Origin of the sequence: Paraburkholderia elongata (assembly GCF_013177735.1) — a bacterium.
In the GTDB taxonomy this organism is placed as follows: domain Bacteria; phylum Pseudomonadota; class Gammaproteobacteria; order Burkholderiales; family Burkholderiaceae; genus Paraburkholderia; species Paraburkholderia elongata.
On the sequence record NZ_WOEZ01000018.1, the window covers coordinates 16,612 to 34,723 of the forward strand.

17 protein-coding genes and 1 pseudogene are annotated in these 18,112 nt (G+C 62.2%); 12 read left to right on the top strand and 6 right to left on the bottom strand.

Annotation, left to right across the window (positions count from 1 at the left end; translation table 11 throughout):
- Positions 1 to 19: 19 nt before the first annotated feature.
- From fba to GNZ13_RS02990, 4 genes and pseudogenes are all read left to right on the top strand, one after another.
- Entirely contained in the window at positions 20 to 1,072 is a 1,053-nt protein-coding gene (fba, locus tag GNZ13_RS02975) for a class II fructose-bisphosphate aldolase (protein WP_172160356.1), read from the top strand.
- Between the two features lie 66 nt (positions 1,073 to 1,138).
- Positions 1,139 to 2,587 (top strand): glucose-6-phosphate dehydrogenase, encoded by a 1,449-nt coding sequence (zwf, locus tag GNZ13_RS02980; RefSeq protein ID WP_172160358.1) that lies wholly within the window; start codon positions 1,139 to 1,141, stop codon positions 2,585 to 2,587.
- Between the two features lie 102 nt (positions 2,588 to 2,689).
- Positions 2,690 to 3,715 carry a class 1 fructose-bisphosphatase gene (locus GNZ13_RS02985; protein ID WP_407945600.1) on the top strand — a complete coding sequence of 342 codons (1,026 nt, stop codon included), beginning with the start codon at positions 2,690 to 2,692 and terminating at the stop codon, positions 3,713 to 3,715.
- A pseudogene (locus GNZ13_RS02990) lies at positions 3,714 to 3,839 on the top strand (hypothetical protein); the annotation flags it as partial. The gene GNZ13_RS02985 and the pseudogene GNZ13_RS02990, both read left to right, overlap by 2 nt.
- Before the next feature lie 24 nt (positions 3,840 to 3,863).
- Here GNZ13_RS02990 and GNZ13_RS02995 read toward each other — a convergent pair.
- The 3 genes from GNZ13_RS02995 to GNZ13_RS03005 form a co-directional block, all read right to left on the bottom strand.
- On the bottom strand, positions 3,864 to 4,577 hold the full coding sequence (locus tag GNZ13_RS02995) for an SDR family oxidoreductase (RefSeq protein WP_172160362.1): 714 nt from the start codon (positions 4,575 to 4,577) through the stop codon (positions 3,864 to 3,866).
- 64 nt (positions 4,578 to 4,641) lie between these two features.
- Positions 4,642 to 5,784, bottom strand: a complete 1,143-nt coding sequence (locus GNZ13_RS03000) for an alkene reductase (protein WP_172160364.1) — start codon at positions 5,782 to 5,784, stop codon at positions 4,642 to 4,644.
- A 356-nt stretch (positions 5,785 to 6,140) separates the two neighbouring features.
- Positions 6,141 to 7,028 carry a LysR substrate-binding domain-containing protein gene (locus tag GNZ13_RS03005; protein ID WP_172160366.1) on the bottom strand — a complete coding sequence of 296 codons (888 nt, stop codon included), beginning with the start codon at positions 7,026 to 7,028 and terminating at the stop codon, positions 6,141 to 6,143.
- A 213-nt stretch (positions 7,029 to 7,241) separates the two neighbouring features.
- Here GNZ13_RS03005 and GNZ13_RS03010 point away from each other — a divergent pair, with 213 nt between their 5' ends.
- From GNZ13_RS03010 to GNZ13_RS03025, 4 genes are all read left to right on the top strand, one after another.
- Positions 7,242 to 8,243 carry a polysaccharide deacetylase family protein gene (locus tag GNZ13_RS03010; RefSeq protein ID WP_172160368.1) on the top strand — a complete coding sequence of 334 codons (1,002 nt, stop codon included), beginning with the start codon at positions 7,242 to 7,244 and terminating at the stop codon, positions 8,241 to 8,243.
- A complete protein-coding gene (locus GNZ13_RS03015; RefSeq protein ID WP_172160370.1) occupies positions 8,240 to 9,154 on the top strand; it encodes a polysaccharide deacetylase family protein in 915 nt (304 codons plus the stop codon). Before GNZ13_RS03010 ends, GNZ13_RS03015 begins: the two co-directional genes overlap by 4 nt.
- Positions 9,151 to 10,545, top strand: coding sequence for an MmgE/PrpD family protein (locus GNZ13_RS03020; RefSeq protein WP_172160372.1), 1,395 nt, complete (start codon positions 9,151 to 9,153; stop codon positions 10,543 to 10,545). The genes GNZ13_RS03015 and GNZ13_RS03020 overlap by 4 nt, the downstream gene beginning before the upstream one ends.
- Positions 10,546 to 10,619: 74 nt before the next feature.
- Positions 10,620 to 11,474 (top strand): ABC transporter substrate-binding protein, encoded by an 855-nt coding sequence (locus tag GNZ13_RS03025; RefSeq protein WP_236001774.1) that lies wholly within the window; start codon positions 10,620 to 10,622, stop codon positions 11,472 to 11,474.
- Positions 11,475 to 11,484: 10 nt separating this feature from the next.
- On the opposite strand, the gene GNZ13_RS03030 is transcribed toward GNZ13_RS03025, so the two are convergent.
- Positions 11,485 to 12,363 carry a LysR substrate-binding domain-containing protein gene (locus GNZ13_RS03030; protein WP_172160374.1) on the bottom strand — a complete coding sequence of 293 codons (879 nt, stop codon included), beginning with the start codon at positions 12,361 to 12,363 and terminating at the stop codon, positions 11,485 to 11,487.
- A gap of 114 nt (positions 12,364 to 12,477) precedes the next feature.
- Between GNZ13_RS03030 and argH the strand changes: the two genes are divergently transcribed.
- Genes argH through GNZ13_RS03050 form a run of 4 tightly spaced genes read left to right on the top strand, consistent with a single transcriptional unit; the run spans position 12,478 to position 16,520 of the window.
- Complete coding sequence (argH, locus tag GNZ13_RS03035) at positions 12,478 to 13,911, top strand: argininosuccinate lyase (RefSeq protein ID WP_216674692.1); 1,434 nt, start codon at positions 12,478 to 12,480, stop codon at positions 13,909 to 13,911.
- Between the two features lie 47 nt (positions 13,912 to 13,958).
- Positions 13,959 to 14,813 carry an amino acid ABC transporter permease gene (locus tag GNZ13_RS03040; RefSeq protein ID WP_172160558.1) on the top strand — a complete coding sequence of 285 codons (855 nt, stop codon included), beginning with the start codon at positions 13,959 to 13,961 and terminating at the stop codon, positions 14,811 to 14,813.
- A 32-nt stretch (positions 14,814 to 14,845) separates the two neighbouring features.
- Positions 14,846 to 15,610, top strand: coding sequence for an amino acid ABC transporter ATP-binding protein (locus GNZ13_RS03045; protein ID WP_172160376.1), 765 nt, complete (start codon positions 14,846 to 14,848; stop codon positions 15,608 to 15,610).
- Between the two features lie 58 nt (positions 15,611 to 15,668).
- A complete protein-coding gene (locus GNZ13_RS03050) occupies positions 15,669 to 16,520 on the top strand; it encodes an ABC transporter substrate-binding protein (protein WP_172160378.1) in 852 nt (283 codons plus the stop codon).
- A 39-nt stretch (positions 16,521 to 16,559) separates the two neighbouring features.
- On the opposite strand, the gene GNZ13_RS03055 is transcribed toward GNZ13_RS03050, so the two are convergent.
- A complete protein-coding gene (locus tag GNZ13_RS03055; protein WP_172160380.1) occupies positions 16,560 to 17,270 on the bottom strand; it encodes an ABC transporter ATP-binding protein in 711 nt (236 codons plus the stop codon).
- Positions 17,271 to 17,352: 82 nt separating this feature from the next.
- Positions 17,353 to 18,102 carry an ABC transporter ATP-binding protein gene (locus tag GNZ13_RS03060; protein WP_172160383.1) on the bottom strand — a complete coding sequence of 250 codons (750 nt, stop codon included), beginning with the start codon at positions 18,100 to 18,102 and terminating at the stop codon, positions 17,353 to 17,355.
- Positions 18,103 to 18,112 lie beyond the last annotated feature (10 nt).

Consider the following 18,112-nt stretch of genomic DNA (forward strand, 5'->3'; position numbering starts at 1 on the left):
ATTACTTCCTGGAAATGACATGGCGCTGATTTCATTGCGACAGTTGCTGGACCATGCGGCGGAGCACGCGTATGGCGTGCCGGCATTCAACGTCAATAACCTGGAGCAGGTTCAGGCGATCATGCAGGCGGCCGCCGACTGCGATAGTCCGGTCATCATGCAGGCCTCCGCCGGTGCGCGGAAATACGCCGGCGAAGCGTTTCTGCGGCACCTCGTTGAAGCGGCGATTGAGACTTATCCCGACATTCCGGTCGTGATGCATCAGGACCATGGGGCGTCGCCGGCTGTTTGTCAGGCCGCAATCCACAGCGGATTCAGCAGCGTGATGATGGACGGTTCACTCATGCCGGATATGAAAACCGTTGCGACCTACGACTACAACGTCGAGGTGACGCGGACTGTGGTGGATATGGCGCATGCCGTCGGGGTGTCAGTCGAGGGTGAACTCGGATGTCTGGGTTCGCTCGAATCGGGAATGGCTGGGGAGGAGGACGGCTCCGGTGCCGAAGGCGTACTGACCCACGACATGCTGCTGACCGACCCCGAGCAGGCCGCCGACTTCGTGCATCGTACCGGGGTAGACGCGTTGGCAATCGCCATTGGTACGTCGCACGGCGCCTATAAATTTTCCCGCAAACCGTCGGGCGACATTCTCGCGATCAACAGGATCAGGGAAATTCATCGCCGCCTGCCCAATACTCACCTGGTCATGCACGGATCGAGTTCCGTGCCGCAGGAATGGCTTGAGATCATCCGCGAGTTCGGCGGTGAAATCCGGGAAACGTACGGTGTTCCGGTGGAAGAGATCTGCGAGGGCATTCGCCATGGTGTACGCAAGGTCAACATTGATACGGACATCCGCCTCGCGATGACCGGTGCAATACGGCGCTCACTCGCGCAGCGTCCTTCCGAGTTCGACGTGCGTCGATTCCTCACGGACGCACTTGGCGCGGCCCGGGATCTGTGCCGCTCCCGCTTCGAGGCATTCGGCAGTGCCGGACAGGCACACAAGATCAAGCCGGTTGCGCTGTCGGCGATGGCAGGGCGCTATGACCACGTGCATCGCGGGTAATGGATTGCGCTGGCATGAACGCGCGATACGTCTAATGGCCCCAGGAATCCTGTCGGAATCAGATCGATGAATGTACAGATATTAGTTATTTTTGGAGGCACGGGAGATCTTGCCATGCGCAAGCTTCTGCCCGCGCTGTATCAGAACCGCCGGGAGGGAGCGCTTCCGGACGGCATGCGCATCGTTGGCGTCGGCCGGGAGGGGCTTGAGCGGAACGACTACCTCGATAAGGTACGCGATGCCTTGCGTCAGTTCCTGCTCGCCACTGACTTCGACGACGCACAGTGGACCACCTTCTCATCCCGCCTCGAATTCGTTCAGCTGGACGCGCTGGTGTCTGCGGACTATGCACGGCTCGCTGCAACGTTGCGATGGCAGGACAGCCGCGGGTACATCTTTTACCTTGCGACTCCGTCGGAACTGTTTATTCCGATATGCACCGAACTGAACCGGGCAGAGCTGGTTTCTGCCACATCGAAGGTTGTTCTCGAAAAGCCGCTAGGCCATGATTTGCCCTCCGCTCAACGGATCAATCGCGAGGTCGGTGCGATATTTCGCGAGCACCAGATCTACCGGATTGATCACTACCTCGGTAAGGAGACCGTTCAAAACCTGTTTGCACTGCGGTTTGGCAATGGCATGTTCGAACGTCTCTGGAATCGCGACGGGATTCGTGATGTCCAGATCACGATCGCCGAGCAGGTAGGCGTCGAGGGGCGCGGTGCGTTTTACGAGCGAACCGGCGCAATGCGGGACATGGTCCAGAATCATCTGCTGCAGTTGCTGTGCATACTCGCCATGGAGCCACCGCTGAGTCTCGAAGCGGATGCCGTACGCGACGAGAAGCTCAAGGTCCTTCGCTCGCTCAAGCCGCTCAGCGCGGCCGATGTGGCACGGCAGACCGTGCGTGGCCAGTACACGGCCGGCGAGATGCATGGTGAGCCGGTTGCCGGCTATCTGGACGAGCCTGACATCCGTGCCGATAGCCGCACGGAGACATTCGTCGCGCTGAAAGTCGAGCTGAATAACTGGCGCTGGGCAGGCGTGCCCTTTTACCTGTACACCGGCAAGCGCCTGCAGAGTCGAGTCGCGGAGATCGTCGTCAATTTCAGGGATGTACCGCACTCGGTTTTCGGCTCTCCCGCGACGGACAGTCGGGGTAACCGCCTCGTCATCCGGTTGCAGCCGGACGAGAGCCTGAAACTCTACCTGATGACCAAGGCGCCGGGTGATGAGATGACGGTGAGGCCGGTGAGTCTGAACCTCGAATTTTCTTCGGCATTCTCGACGAGACGAAGGGATGCCTACGAACGGCTTCTGCTCGACGTGATGCGGGGCAGGCTCACACTGTTCATGCGAGGCGACGAACTCGACGCCGCATGGCAATGGGTCGATCCTGTGATCGACGCCTGGCGTGAGCAGGATCCTCCCGAGCCCTATGTCGCGGGAGGCGCGGGTCCCGATGCGGCCCTCGCGCTGCTCGGGCACGGTAGCGTCGCGCCATGCGACGCGTGAGCGTCCATCACTGCTGCATGCATGTCGACGGAGCCTCTCCCAACCCGTTGATTCCAACCGATCGCCAGACAGTTCCTGCCACGCGGACCGAACATGACCCACATAGCTACCACTAAGTACATTGCGCTGTCCTCATTTCTCGCGAACGCAGCACGTGACGAACGAATCCCGGCGGGACTGATCAAGCTCATCGAATCTGTTGCCGACGCGTGCTCATCCATCGCAACGGCTGTCGAGCGCGGCGTCTTCGACGGCGCATCCGGAAATGCACATTCCGAGAACATTCATGGGGAGGCGCAAAAGAAGCTCGACGTCGTTTCAAACGACATCATGATGGGTGCGGTCGAGTCGGTTAGCTGTCTCCGCGGACTCGCGTCGGAAGAGCTTGAATCGGTTCAGATGACCGGGCATGAGCATTCCGCGGATACCCCCGACTATTTGCTCCTTTTCGATCCGCTCGATGGGTCCTCCAATCTTGAGATTAGCGGCATTGTCGGAAGTATCTTTTCCGTGCTGGCTGCTCCAGCGACTGACGCTGTACTCGACGAGAGCCATTTTCTGCAGCCAGGCGTGAAGCAGGTCTGCGCGGGGTATGCGATCTACGGTGCGACGACGATGTTCGTGCTGACCACGGGGTATGGCGTTGACGGTTTCACGTTCGATGGGGAGTCGGCATCATTCGTGCTGACCCATCCACAGCTTCAGATCCCGGAAAATACCCGCGAATTCGCGATCAACATGTCCAACGAGCGCTATTGGGAAGAACCTGTGCGCCGCTATGTCCGTGAGTGTGTGGCAGGTGCGTCGGGGCCGCGACAGACGAATTTCAACATGCGATGGATAGCATCCATGGTCGCGGAGGTCCATCGAATCCTGATGCGTGGGGGCGTATTCCTCTATCCCCGCGACAACAAGAATCCCCAGCTTGCTGGGCGGTTGCGTTTGACCTATGAGGCCAATCCGATGTCGTTCATCGTCGAACAGGCCGGCGGGATGAGCACGACGGGCGAGATGCCGATCATGGAAGTCCAGCCGGACCATGTTCATCAGCGCGTTCCCGTCATCCTCGGGTCAAGGCTGGAAGTGGAGCGTCTGCTGCGATACCACGATGAGGCAGCGGCCGCTTGAGCTTGCCAGGATGGCCGCGTTCGCCGACAAGGTCCGCAGCGGCGAGTGGACCGGCTATTCGGGCAAGCGGATTCGCTATGTCGTGAACATCGGCATCGGCGCCACCGGACCGGATCAGCAGGTGGGGCAGGTCAGATGTTCTTTGTACTCAGGCGATCGCTCCACCGCCATCTACAAGGACCGTCGATCCGGTCGCAAACGGCGTCGTCGCGAGATAGATCACCGCATTGGCGATGTCCTCCGGTTGCCCGACTCGCCGGGCCGGCAGCCGGGCGGCCGCGCCGTCATACATGCCTTGCCGGGCGTCGGCGCCGAGCTTGTCCCATAGTGGCGTCGCTACAAGACCGGGCGAGACCGTGTTCACGCGTACGGGCGACAGTTCGAGCGCAAGGCCACGCGCGAGCGCCTCCAGCGATGCATTGATCGCTCCCTGAAGCACCGAACTTTGACTCGGCCGTACGCTAAGGAAGCCGGACACGAAGGTGAGCGAGCCGCCTGCGGCAATGTTCACGGCCCGCGCGACCCGGTATGCGCCCCAGAACTTGCTGTTCATCGCGGCGTAGGCATCCTGCAGCGGCAGCTTTCGAACCGGCCCGCCAGGCGTTTGCGCGGCAGAGACGACGACGTGGTCGAATTGATCAGTATGACTGAAGAACGTTTCTACGGCTAACTCGTCGGTCGTATCGAGAACGGCCGTGCGGACTGTACCGCCGATCTTTCCGGCCGCCTGCGCGAGCTTGTCCGCGCTGCGCGACGCGATCAGGACATCTGCGCCGAGTTCGGCAAATGCCTTGGCCGTGGCGAGACCGATTCCAGAACTGCCGCCGACGACGAGTACCTTCGTTGATGCGAGTTTGTTCATGATGAGTTTCCAATTTTCAGCTTGATGCGGGTTACCGCAAAGGTCGATTCAATCGCGTCGTCGTTTACGACGCAAGTGCACTTTCTTTCGCCGTCGTGGCGGCGCCGCTCCAGCTCGGATAATCGCCGTATCCGCGTTCGGTGCCTCCAAACAGCGTACTGCCGTCGAAGCTGGCAAGCGGCAGGCCCTCGGCCACGCGGCGAGGAAAGTCGGGGTTCGCGACGAACGGGCGGCCGAAGGCGACCAGGTCCGCATAACCGTGCGACAGGACCCACTCGGCGCGCGTCAAGTCGTACTTGCCGGCAACGATGACTGGGCGCGTGAAGCGTTCGCGGATGGCCTTGCGGAATGTTTCGGTAAACTGGGGAGCGTCGTCCCAGTCGGCTTCGACGAGATGCAGATAGGCAATGCCGCGCGCCTGCAGAAACTCGGTCGCTTCGAGAATCGTCGGCAGGATGTCGGGGCAGTCCATGCCGCGGGCGGTCAGGAACGGCGCGAGACGGATGGCGGTGCGTTCCGCGCCGACTTCCTCGGCCACAGCGTTGACCACGTCCTTCAGAAAGCGCAGCCGGTTTTCGCGCGAGCCGCCGTATTCGTCGGTGCGTACGTTGGAGGTCGTGCGCAGGAACTGGTCGACGAGATAACCGTTCGCGCCGTGAATTTCCACGCCGTCAAAGCCCGCATCTATCGCGTTGCGTGCCGCGCGGCGGAAGTCGGCCACAACATCCCGGATTTCCTCGATGGACAACGCGCGCGGCGTCGGACACGCGACCATAGCGCCTACGCCCGTTGCCGGGTCCACTTTCCAGATCTGGCCGTCGAAGGGAATGGCGGACGGCGCGACAGGCAGTTCGCCGTCGTGGAAGTCCGGATGCGACATACGCCCGACATGCCACAGTTGCAGGAATATCCGGCTGCCGGCGGCGTGGACGGCATCGGTGACGAGACGCCATCCCGCGACCTGCGCGGCGCTGTAAATACCTGGCGTGAACGAATAGCCCTTACCCTGCGGAGAAATCTGCGTGGCCTCGGTGACGATCAGTGCCGCCGATGCGCGCTGCGCATAGTAGCGCGCCATCATCGCATTGGGCACGTCGCCCGGCTGCGTGCTGCGCGAGCGTGTCATCGGAGCCATGACAACGCGGTGCGGGAGCTGGAGCCGTGAAACAACGGTCCGCGTGAAGAGTGGCGAAGCGGTGGACGTCATGGTGGAAATCTCCGGAAGCGTGGTCGAGCTTCATGGGTGTCGCGGATTGAAGAAGTGCGCCCATTGTGTACGAGCGAATCTATTTTGATAATTGGCCTGTCCTTTGAAGGATTTTCAATAAATATGGAAATATCGTGGAAAGCCTCGCCGATATCCGGCTCTTCGTTGAAGCAGCAAACCTCGGCGGTCTTTGCGCCGCCGGTTTCTGTCACGCGTGGCGGAAGACCTGGAGGATCTGCTTGTACTCGAGGAAGTCGTCGATGCCGGCGAGGCCGCCGAGCCGGCCCTGGCTTCGCGCGACATTACACGATGCATTGACTGCCCCATGAAAGCGACGTGGAAACGAAAACAACAACTTACTCTGCAACGCTCGCTTGTAACCACCGGAGAAGCGGCTTCAATTTCTCGCGATATTCATTGCGCGGCGGGTGCACCAGATAGTATCCAGCCCCGGTCTCCACCACCCGCTTGAAGGGTGTCACCAGTGAGCCGCTTGCAAGATTCTCTCCGACCAGGTTCAGATCCCCCAACGCCACACCCAAGCCGCGTGCCGCAGCACTGAATGCGAGGTCCAGCGTGTCGAACACCTGCTCCCGATACGTATGCGCGGCAAGGTTGCCTTCCTGCTGCAGCCACAGAATCCAGCCCCGCCGGCCGAAGCTGGAATGCAGCAGCGTATGTTGTTTCAGATCTTCGGGTTCTATCAATGGCGGCGTGCCGCTGGCGATCTGCGGCGAACAGACCGGCGTCAATCTCTCGCGCATTAGACAGGTGGCTTCCAGGCCTTCCCAATTCCCGGTTCCGAACAGGATCGCCGCGTCGAGCGTGCCTTCGCCGAAGTTTGTCGGCAGGAACCATGCGGTGTCGATATTCAACTGCGTGCCAGGCACTTCAGCGTAGAAGTCCGTCAGGCGCGGCAGCAGCCAGCGCGCGGCCAGCGTGGGTGTGACGCGCAAGGTAATAGTCTTGCCGCCGGAGTTCGTGATGTGCATCGAGCGGCGGGCGGTTGCCAGCAACTCTTCGACGATCGGCACCAACCGTTGGCACTCCGCAGTCTGCACGACCGTGCGGGTGTGCCTGACGAACAGCGCGCAACCGAAATACTCCTCGATCTGCTGAATGTGCCGGCTCACCGCGCTTTGGCTGAGAAACAGTTGCTGAGATGCAGCCGTGAAGTTGCCGCAGCGGGCAACAACCAGCAGGGTTTGCAGCACGTTGAACGGAGGATAGCGTTCGATCTTCATTTATGCGCAACTTGCATGGTAACCATGAGATTTTACCGTTTGTGGCCGGAAAATTGGCGTTCTTAAATCCCTCATTAAGTCCGGATTTCGATACGCGAAGCGCCTCGCCAAAGGCTGCGTGTGGTGCATGCCGAGCGCCGGGTTTGCCTTACACGGCGGGAAGTAACGCTGGATCGCCGACGTTTTGAACAATGGGTGCAAGGGAGTTTTCGTATGGCCCAAGATACCGTTACGCTGGCCGGCCCACAGAGCCCGACCGCGTCGCAGAGCCATGCACACAGTGCAAGTACGCCGAAGGAGTTGGGAAGCGTTTCTCGCCTGGAAGATGTCAAGCGCCAGTCCAATCAGACCGGGTCACTCGCACAGCGCTGGCCGGAAGGACGTCGTTCTTGCGTCGCGCTGGCGTTCGATCTCGATGGCCCGACCGGCGATGCGATGCTCAACGGTTCGATCTGGATCAACCCATCGTATTTCACACTGGGCAGTTACGGCCCGTGGCGCGCGCTTGGCCGTCTGCTTGATATGCTCAGCGAGCGGTGCGTGCCGGCGACTTTTTTCGTGCCGGCCTGGGTGGTCGAAAATTGGCCGGATCAATGTGCGGCGATCATCGCGGGCGGCCACGAGATCGCTTACCACGGCTACCGGCACGAAGCTTTCTGGACCCTGGATCGCGACGGCCAACGCGCAGTGATGGAACGCTCCGCCGAAGTCTTCGCTAAATATCTCGGCGTTCGGCCGGTCGGCTTTCGCACGCCATCGGGCGACTGGGGGCCGGACACGATTCGCGTGCTGATGGAAGCCGGCGTGCGCTATTCGAGTTCGATGCGTGGCGACGATCGACCTTATCTGCTGCACGCGGAGGGTATGGTCGAGCCAATGGTCGAAATTCCAGGCCGCTGGGAGCTCGACGATTATGCGTCGCTGGCCTATCACCGCAACCCGGATTTTCCGGCGAGCCTCGATCGTATTGCAAGTTATGACACGACACTCGACAACTGGCGTCGTGAATTCGACGGCTCGCATCGCGACGGACTGTGCCTGACCACGCTGTTTCATCCGAAGGTGTCCGGCAAACCCGGCCGTATTGCGCTGCTCGAACGACTGATCGATCACATGCATGCACAAGGCGACGTATGGTTCGCCACGTGCCGCGACGTCGCGCAATGGTGGCTCGATAACAATACTTCGGGGCACTCGCAGGAGCTCACCGCATGAATGCACTTCGCTGGCCACACGACGCGCGGTGCGCGGTGGTCGTCACGGTCGACTTCAACGACGAATACGGCATCCTGACTCAGGAGCCCCGTATCGCCGGTCGCGAGAAATCGCTTTCAGTCTGGCGCTATGGTGCGAAACGGGGCATGGATCGCGTGCTCGACGCGTTCGATGAGTTCAATGTCCGCTCGAGCTGGTTCTTGCCCGGACGCGTTGCGCAAACCCACACGGAATTGCTGCGCCGTATCGACGCGCGGCAACACGAAATCGGCACAAGCGGATTTCGCTGCGAGAACTTCGACACTCTAACGTTCGATGAGCAACGACAAGCCTTCCTTGCAGGCCAGCAAGCGCTCGCCGATACGCTCGGGCGGCGTGTGCAGGGGTTTCGTTCCTTCTACGGCAATTGGGCACCCGGCTTTGCGGATTTTCTGCGCGGCGAGGGGGTCACGTGGTCGTCTTCATGGCGCGGCGACGATCTGCCGTATTTTCATCTGCCGGACGCGAACGCAGGGACGGTGGTGGCTGGCGACACGCCGCCGCTGGTCGAACTGCCGCTTCACTATGAGCTCGAAGACGAACCGTACTTCGTCTACAACCTGTCGCCGGCTGTGCCGGTCGGACAGCCACGGATTCCCTCGTATCGGGAAGTGCTGGCGAACTGGAAGCAGGATTTCGCGGCGTTCCGCCGCTTCGGTTTGTGCTTTGTGTTGAGGCTGCATCCGGAGCTCATCGGTACGGCGGGACGTATCGACGTGCTGCGCGAGTTGCTCGCGGAGATGCGTTCGCATGACGACGTGTGGTTCGCGACGGGCGCGGAAGTGGCGGCCTGGTGGCGCCAGAACGTCGACGGTAACGAGCCCGGTCATCCGGTCGACATTTTTGCACGACATCGGGAGGCTGCACGATGAGCGCGCGTGATCTGTCGCTGTCGGAGCAACTGGCGGCATTCGTCGCCGACGTACCCAACGACGCGCTGCCTGCTGCCGTCGTCCATAAGGCCAAGCGGCATATCCTCGACACGCTCGGCGCCTCGCTGGCCGGTGCCGCGGCCATGGAGTCGCGCAGCGCGCGGGCGGTCATGACCGGGGACGGGCCAGGCGTTGCGCAGGTGTGGGGCACGCGGCAGTCGCTCGGCCCGCGCAGCGCGGCCTTCGTCAACGGTGTCGCCGCACATGCGCTGGAACTCGACGACTCGGGCGGTTGCGACCATTCCGGCGCCGTCGTGCTGCCCGCCGCATTCGCGGCGCTTGCCTGCTCGCCGCGGCCAGTGTCGGGGCGGGCGTTTCTTGCGGCAGTGGTGCTCGGCTATGACGTCGGCAGACGAGTGCTCGAAGCGTGCGGTGGATATTCGCCGCACAACGCACGCGGCTGGCATTCGACGATGACCTGCGGTGTGTTCGGCGCGGCGGCAGCAAGCGCGCGCCTCCTCGGACTCGATGCCGTGCAAACCGGCGCGGCGTTCGGCCATGCGGGCAGCTTCAGCGGCGGCCTATGGGGTTTCATTCACGACGCGTCGCAAACGAAACGCATGCATACCGGCCGCGCGGCTGAAGGTGGACTGCTGGCGGCATTGCTGGCGAGGGAAAACGTCAGTGGCCCGACGCAGGTGTTCGCGGACGTATGGGGCGGCTTCTTCAACGCGTTCGCCCCCGACACGCAGAACCCCGAAGCCTTGCTGCACGAACTGGGCGGCACGTGGAAGATCATGCGTTGCTCGATCAAGCCGCACGCGTCGTGCCGCAGTACGCATGCAGCAGTCGATGCCGCGCTCGATCTGCTTCACGGCATCAAATACGATCCGGACAGGCTGTCCAGCGTGCACGTCAGATTGAGCGCATTTGTCGAAGGCATGTGCGGTGGTCGCGATTTGCGCAATCTGGCCTCGTCGCAAATGAGTTTGCCGTATGCGGTCGCTTCGGTGCTGGTATATGGCCACGCGGGGATTGCCGCTTATCTCGAGGCTGCACGAACCGATCCGCGTATCGCCGCGATGATGCCGCGCATCACGCTCGAAGTCGATCCGGCGATGTCCGATCTGGATGAGCCCATCGTCACGCTCACGATCGCCGATGAGATGCCGCGCTCGCGGCAGGTGCTCACGCCGCTCGGCGATCCGCGCAATCCGTTATCGGATGCGGACTTGCTGTCGAAGTACCACGCCCTGGCCACCATGGCGCTCGACGACACGTCGGCGAGCGCGCTTGCCGATGCAGTACTCGATCTGGACAATCTCGCCGACGCGCGCACGCTTCTATCGTGGCTTGGCGGCGACGCCGATGCTAACCCCGCGCTGCGGTAGCGCGACAGGCCGTGACGCAAACTCAATGGTTTTGATGGCAAGCGTTCAATTCTTTCTTTAAAGGTATGTCCTCCATGTCCAAGCTGAACCCGCTGCGCGCTGCGTCCCGTTTGATGGCAGTCTGTCTGTCGACATTTCTCTTCGGCGCTGCTGCCCATGCGCAAGCGTTGCCCGATTCGATTGCCAAGTCCAAGGTCATCAAGGTCGCGGTCAACTCGATCTACCCCCCGATGGAATACAAAGACCCGGAGAGCGGCGAACTGATCGGGTTCGATATCGACCTCGGCAATGCGATCGCGAAGCAACTCGGCGTCAAGCTGGACTGGCAGGAGTCGGCATTTGAACAGTTGCTGCCCTCGCTCGCTACCGGGCGAGTGGACATGGTGCTGAGCGGATTGAGCGACGTGCCTGGGCGCCGCGATACGGCGGACTTTCTCGATTACCTGAATTCGGGCGCGCGGTTCTACATCCTGACGGGCGCGCATGGCAGCGAGATCCGGCAGTCGGCGGATCTGTGCGGGAAGTCGGTCGGCACGAGCCGCAGCACGTCGTTCCCGGCGGACACGGCAGCATGGAGTGCGAAGAACTGCGTCGGCAAGACGCCGATCACGGTAGTGGGTACGGAAGACACGTCATCTGCGCGTATGCAGTTGAAGCAGGGGCGAATCGTTGCGGGCGTGCAGGGCAGCGAAACCCTGCCGTACGCGATGAAGCTCGAACCGAACACATACAAACCCATTGGCGAACCGTTTGCGGCTTCGCCTGAAGGTATCGCCTTTGCAAAATCCAACCCGAAACTGCGCGACGCGGTGCGGGCCGCGCTCGACAAGCTGATCGCCAACGGCACATACAGTGCGATCGTCGCGAAGTGGGGGCTGCAATCGAGCGCGGTTCAGCAGGTGACGATGAACGGGGCGAAAGACCATTGAAGCACCTGACTCACTCCACGTTCTCGCTCAGCCACGTGGCGAATGCCGACACGAGCGGCGTATCGGACAACTCTTGCCGGGACACCAGGTAATACGCGTGTCTCGACGGCACGGTGATGCTGAACGGCCGAACCAGCGTGCCGTCCATCAGGTCGTCCCGCACCGAGAAACTGTCACCGAGCGCCACACCCTGACCGTGAATCGCCGCTTCGATACCAATATGCGCATTGCCGATTTCAAGAATCCTGATGCCTTCGAGCTTGTCGGCCGACGCATGCGCGAGCCATCGCATCCACGATCCCGAGTGCTCGCAAAACAGCGCCTTGCCTGCGAGATCCTCGATCTTGCGGATCGCGTTGGGCCCGTTCATCAAAGCGGGACTGACAACCGGAAACAGCGCGGGATGCGTAATCAGCGTGACGTGACGATCGCGCCAGCGGCCTTCTCCGTAGCGTACGCATACGTCGACGTCGGGCGAATACACTTCGCGGTCGTCGTTGGAGGGGATCACTTTCAGATTAATCGCCGGGTACTGGTCGAGAAACTCGCCGATGTGCCGGGCCATCCAGCGCGACGTGAACAGCAGCGGCGTGGACACGACGAGATCGCCGGCCATCTCGGGTGAGTCCAGTTTGACCACGGCGTTGGCGATCATGTCGAACGCATTTTTGACGGGCTGCAGCAAGGCCTCGCCTTCGCGCGTCAGTTTCACGCGCGCCTTTGATCTGACGAACAGCGTGACGCCGAGTGCCTCCTCGAGAATGCGGATCTGATGGCTGACCGCGCTGGCGGTCACGTGCAACTCCTGCGCGGCGCCGGCCACGCTCGAGCGCCGCGCGGCGGCCTCGAACGCACGGAGAGGATTGAGCGGTGGCAGACGGTTTCTCATGTGGCGGGAAGAGATGCTGAGAAAAATTTCATTTGAACGGAATTTAATTCTCGCTACAAGAAGAAAAACTGGATACGTACAGTGGAGTCAACTTAACGGAGGGGACTAGCAGCGATGAATATTTCTGAACCGATCGAGCGTTTGTGGGGCGGGCGTTTCAAGTCGGGGCCGTCGGCGGCGCTCAAGGCGCTATCGCGTTCGGACCCGAGCTTCTTCCGGCTCGCGCCTTACGATCTGGCCGGTTCCCGCGCGCATGCGCAGGAACTGCGCCGCGCGCAGATCCTGACCGAAGAAGAATTGCAGCAACTGCTGGGCGAAATGGACAGGCTGCAAGCGCAGTACCTTGCAGGCGAGATCGGACCGTCGCAGGATGACGAGGACGTGCACACGTTCCTCGAACGCGAATTGACGCAACGTTTGGGCGCCACCGGCGGCAAGCTGCGCGCGGGCCGCTCGCGCAACGACCAGGCGGCCAACGACCTGCGCCTGTTCCTGCGCGACAAGGCACGCACGCTGACGCACGCGGTGATCGATTTGCAGAACGCACTGATCGAACAGGCCGATGCGCACACCCGCAGCGTGACGGCGGGCTTTACCCATCTGCAGCCGGCGCAACCGGTCGTGTTCGCGCATCATTTGCTGGCGCACGCGCAGTCGATTTACCGCGACGTCGATCGCCTGGTGGACTGGGACCGGCGCAGCGCGCGCTCGCCGCTGGGCGCAGCAGCGCTGGCAGGCTCGGCGATCTGTGTGCGCCCGGATCTGTCGGCCGTGGAGTTGGGCTATGACGCGCCGTGCGAGAACTCGATCGACGCGGTCGCCTCGCGCGATCACGTTGCGGAGTTCGTATTCATTGCGAGCATGCTGTCGGTGAATCTGTCGCGACTGTCGGAGGAAGTGATCCTGTGGACGACGCGCCAGTTCGGCTGGGTAGTGCTGGACGATGGCTACGCGACGGGCAGCTCGATCATGCCGCAGAAGAAGAACTCGGATATCGCGGAGCTCACGCGCGGCAAGGCGGGGCGACTGATCGGCAATCTCGGCGGCTTGCTGGCGACGCTGAAGTCGCTGCCGCTCGCGTACAACCGCGATCTTGCGGAAGACAAGATCGCCGCGTTCGACAGCATCGACACGCTGGAACTGGTGTTGCCGGCGATGGCGGGCATGATCCGCACGATGCAGGTGGACGTGGGCGAGATGCGCCGCCAGGCGCCGCTGGGCTTCACGCTCGCCACGGAGGTGGCCGACTGGCTCGCGCTGCGCGGTATTCCGTTCAGCGAGGCGCACGAGATCACGGGCGCGCTGGTGAGGGCGTGTGAAGAGCAGGGCATCGAGCTGGGTGAGGTGTCGGTGGCGACGTTGGCGCAGGTGGATGCGCGGCTGGAGGCGTCGGTGCTGGAACACGTGACGCTCGAAGCGGCGGTGGCCGCGCGCAGCGGCTACGGCGGCACGGCACCGGCACGCGTGGAAGAGCAGATCACCCGGCTGCGTGCGGCGATCGACCGGCAGACCGCGTGGGCGGCCGACTACAGGGGGCCATCATGGTAAGCATTTCAAACGATCGGGCGGCACTGCCCGCGGAGGCTCAGAAGCAGATGACAGAGATGAGTGAGGACGTCACCGACATTTCGCATCTGGAGCATGTGCGGCGCCGCTACTGGGGCCGTTACGTGGCCTCGGCGGCGATCATCGCGTTGATCGGGTACGTGGTGCTGGCGTTCGCGCACGGCCAGATCGAATGGCGTTACGTAGCGCGGTTCCTGACGGCGCGTTCGATCCTGACAGGCCTCGTCAACACGATCGTGATGACGGTGCTGGCGATGGCGCTGGGCGTGCTGCTCGGCGTGATCACCGCGATCATGCGACTGTCGCCCAATCCGGTGTTGCAGGCGGTCGCGCAAGGCTATGTGTGGCTGTTTCGCGGCACGCCGGTGATCCTGCAACTGCTGCTGTGGTTCAACCTGGCGCTGGTGTTTCCGTCGATGGGGATTCCGGGGCTGTTCGAATTCCGCACAGTGGACGTCATGACGCCGTTCCTCGCGGCGTTGCTGGGTCTGGGGATCAACCAGGGGGCGTACACGTCGGAAGTGGTGCGCGCGGGGCTGCTGTCGGTGGACACGGGCCAGTATGAAGCGGCCAAGTCGATCGGCATGCCACGGCTGCAGGCGCTGCGCCGGGTGATTCTGCCGCAGGCGATGCGGGTGATCGTGCCGCCGATCGGCAACGAGCTGGTGGGGATGGTGAAGCTGACCTCGCTCGCGAGCGTGATCCAGTACGCGGAGATGCTGCACAACGCCGAGAACATCTACTACGCGAATGCACGGGTGATCGAGCTGCTGATGGTGGCCGGGGTCTGGTACCTGGTGGTGGTGACGGTGCTGTCGTTCGCGCAGTCGCGGGTGGAGCGGCACTACGCCCGCGGTGCGGGACGTGCATCGGGCCGGCAATGAAGACGCCGGTGACGACAGGACAAGGAGCCGAAATGAATTCAATCGTTCGCGCGGTCGACGTGCGCAAGTCATATGGCGAGTTCAAGGCGCTGCAGGGCATCACGCTGGATGTGGCCAAAGGCGAAGTGCTGTGCGTGATCGGGCCGTCGGGCTCGGGCAAGAGCACGTTCCTGCGGTGTATCAACCAGCTGGAGAAGATCAACGACGGGGCGCTGTGGGTGAACGGCGAACTGGCAGGCTACCGGCGGGTGGGCAACCGGCTGCACGAGCTCTCGGAGCGGCAGGTGGCGCGCCAGCGTCTGGCGACGAGCATGGTGTTTCAGAAATTCAACCTGTTCCCGCACAAGACGGCGCTGGAGAACGTGATCGAAGGTCCGGTGCAGGTTCTCAAGCGGCGGCGCGCGGAGGCGGAAGAAGAGGCGCGTTCGTTGCTAAAGCGGGTAGGACTCGGTCATAAGTGCGATGCGTTCCCGGTGGAGCTGTCGGGTGGACAGCAGCAACGGGTGGCGATTGCACGTGCACTGGCGATGCATCCGCAACTGATGCTGTTCGACGAACCGACCTCGGCGTTGGATCCTGAACTCGTGGGCGAGGTGCTGGCGGTGATGCGCGACCTGGCGCAAAGCGGCATGACGATGATCGTGGTGACGCATGAACTGGGCTTTGCACGCGAGGTGGCCAACCGGGTGGTCTTCATGGATCAGGGGCGGGTGGTGGAAACCGGCACGCCTGATCAGGTGCTCGGGCAGCCAAAACATAAACGTACGCAGGATTTCATCTCGGCCGTGCTTTCCTGATCACAACCGCGGGTTCCTTGGGACCCGCTTTCCAGATTCCTCTAACAAGCGAGTTTCTATGAACGCGTCCCTTCGTTTGCGTGAATGGTTCACCCTGGTAGTTGGCATTGTTGCACTGCATGCCCCGCTTTCTCATGCGCAAACTGCCGCGCCGTCCATCCCGGGCATCGGCAAGAGCACGCTCGTCGCGGCGATCGTGCCGAACTATCCGCCGTTCGAATACAAGGACCCGGCCACCGACAAGCTGATGGGCTTCGATGTCGATCTCGGCGAAGCGCTCGCCGCGAAGCTCGGCGTCAAGCTCGAATGGCAGGAAACCAGCTTCGACCAGATGATGAGCGCACTGACCACGAAGCGCGTCGACGTGATCCTGTCGGGCATGACCGATCTGCCCTCGCGCCGCGGGGCGGTGAACTTCCTCGACTACATCACGACCGGTCCGCAGTTCTACACGGTGAAGGCGCGCGCGGGAGAGTTCGCGACGATGGATGCGTTGTGCGGGAAGACCGTCGGAACGAGCCGTCGTACGTCGTTTCCGAACGATATCGCGAACTGGAGCAATGAGCATTGCGTGAAGGCAGGTAAGCCGCCCGTCAAGGTAGTCGGTACGGATGGCTCGTCGGACGCGCGCATGCAGTTGCACCAGAACCGGATCGATGCAGCGGTGCAGGGCGGCGAAACCTTGCCGTACCAGAACTCGGTCGAGCAGAACGCGTATGCGCCGATCGGCCAGCCGTTCTTGTCTCAGTACACCGCGCTTGGCATATCGAAGGACAACGCGGCACTCAACACGGCGCTGACCACCGCATTCAACCAGCTGATCGCCGACGGCACTTATCAGAAGATTCTGTCGAAGTGGGGTTTGCAGCAACACGCCGTGCCGAAGGCGCTCGTCAACGCCGGCACCTGAAACGCTGCCGCCGAAAATGACAAGCCCGCCATGAGGGGCTTACTGCTCCACGCTGGCACCGGTTAGCGCTCGTACCCGGCTTTCATCGGCGGCGAGCGCGCTCGCGTCTCCCGAATAAACGATGCTGCCATCGTCCAGCACGTAAGCATAATCGGCGATCTCGAGACTCATGCGTGCGTTCTGCTCGACCAGCAGTACCGAAATCCCCTCATCGCGCATCTGCGACACGACTCGAAACACCTCACGAACGATCAGCGGAGCCAAGCCTTGCGATGGCTCATCGAGAATGAGCAGCCGGGGATTGAGCAGGAGTGCGCGGGCAATCGATAGCATCTCCTGTTCGCCGCCGGATAGCAGGCGCCCGCGCCTGAATTTGCGCTCGGCGAGCCGTGGAAACAGCTCGTAGATCCGCGCGATCGTCCATGGTCCGCCGCGCTCCAGCGGGACCTTCAGATTTTCCTCGACACTGAGATTAGCGAAGATTCTTCGCCCCTCGGGCACGTAGCCGACGCCGCTCGCGGCGATCTGGAAAGTCGGCCAGCGCGTGGTATCCACCCCGAAGATCGTCACGCGCCCCTGGCGCGCAGGCGTCAAACCCACGAGGGTACGCAAGGTCGTGGTCTTGCCGGCTCCATTGCGACCGAGCAATGCCGTGATCCGGCCTTCCGCAACCTCCAGACTCACGCCATTCAGGATATGGCTCTTGCCATAGTAGGTATGCAGCCCTGCGGCGGTGAGGGCGGCGTTCATTTGAGCCCCCACGCTCGGCACTTCGTGTCCTCGCTGCCCCCCGAGGGAGTGCGAGCTTGCTTGGAGCGGTTCGGCGCGGCGCTCATGCTGTGTTACCCAGATAGGCGGCCTGTACGGCCTCGTTGGACGCGATCTCCTCTGGCGAGCCTTCGGCGAGGAGGCTGCCCTGGTCGAGCACCGTGATTCGATCGGCCAGATGAAAGACCACGCGCATGTCATGCTCGATCAGCACGATGGTGAAGTTGCCCTCGCTGTGCAGGCGGCGCACGAGCTGCGTAATCTCGTGAGTCTCCTGGTCGCCCATGCCGGCGGTGGGCTCGTCGAGCAGCAGCAAGCGCGGCTGCAGCGCTAGCGCCATCGCGATCTCGGCAACCCGCTGGTCACCGTGCGGCAGCTCTCCGACCAGCCGGTGCGATTTGTCGGCAAGACCCGTGAGCTCGAGCGCCTCCTCGACGTGACGACGAACTCGCGCCCGCTCGGTGCTGCTGATCCACGGGCGCAGGCGAAAACCCTCCGTCACCTCCGCACTGATGCGCACGTTCTCGAATACCGTCAGCTCGGGAAAAATCTCGGTGATCTGGAACGTGCGGGCGATGCCGGCCGCAACGCGCCGATACGCAGGAAGCGCCGTGATATCGACTCCGTCGAACACGATCGTTCCCATGCTCGGCGGGAAAAAGCCGCTGATGAGATTGAAGAAGGTGGTCTTGCCTGCGCCGTTCGGCCCAATGACAGCGCGCAACTCGCCCTTCTCGACGGCGAGCGATACGTCGCGCACCGCGGCCAGGCTGCCAAAGCGCTTGCTGATGCGCCTGACTTCGAGCACGCTCATTGGGTAACCT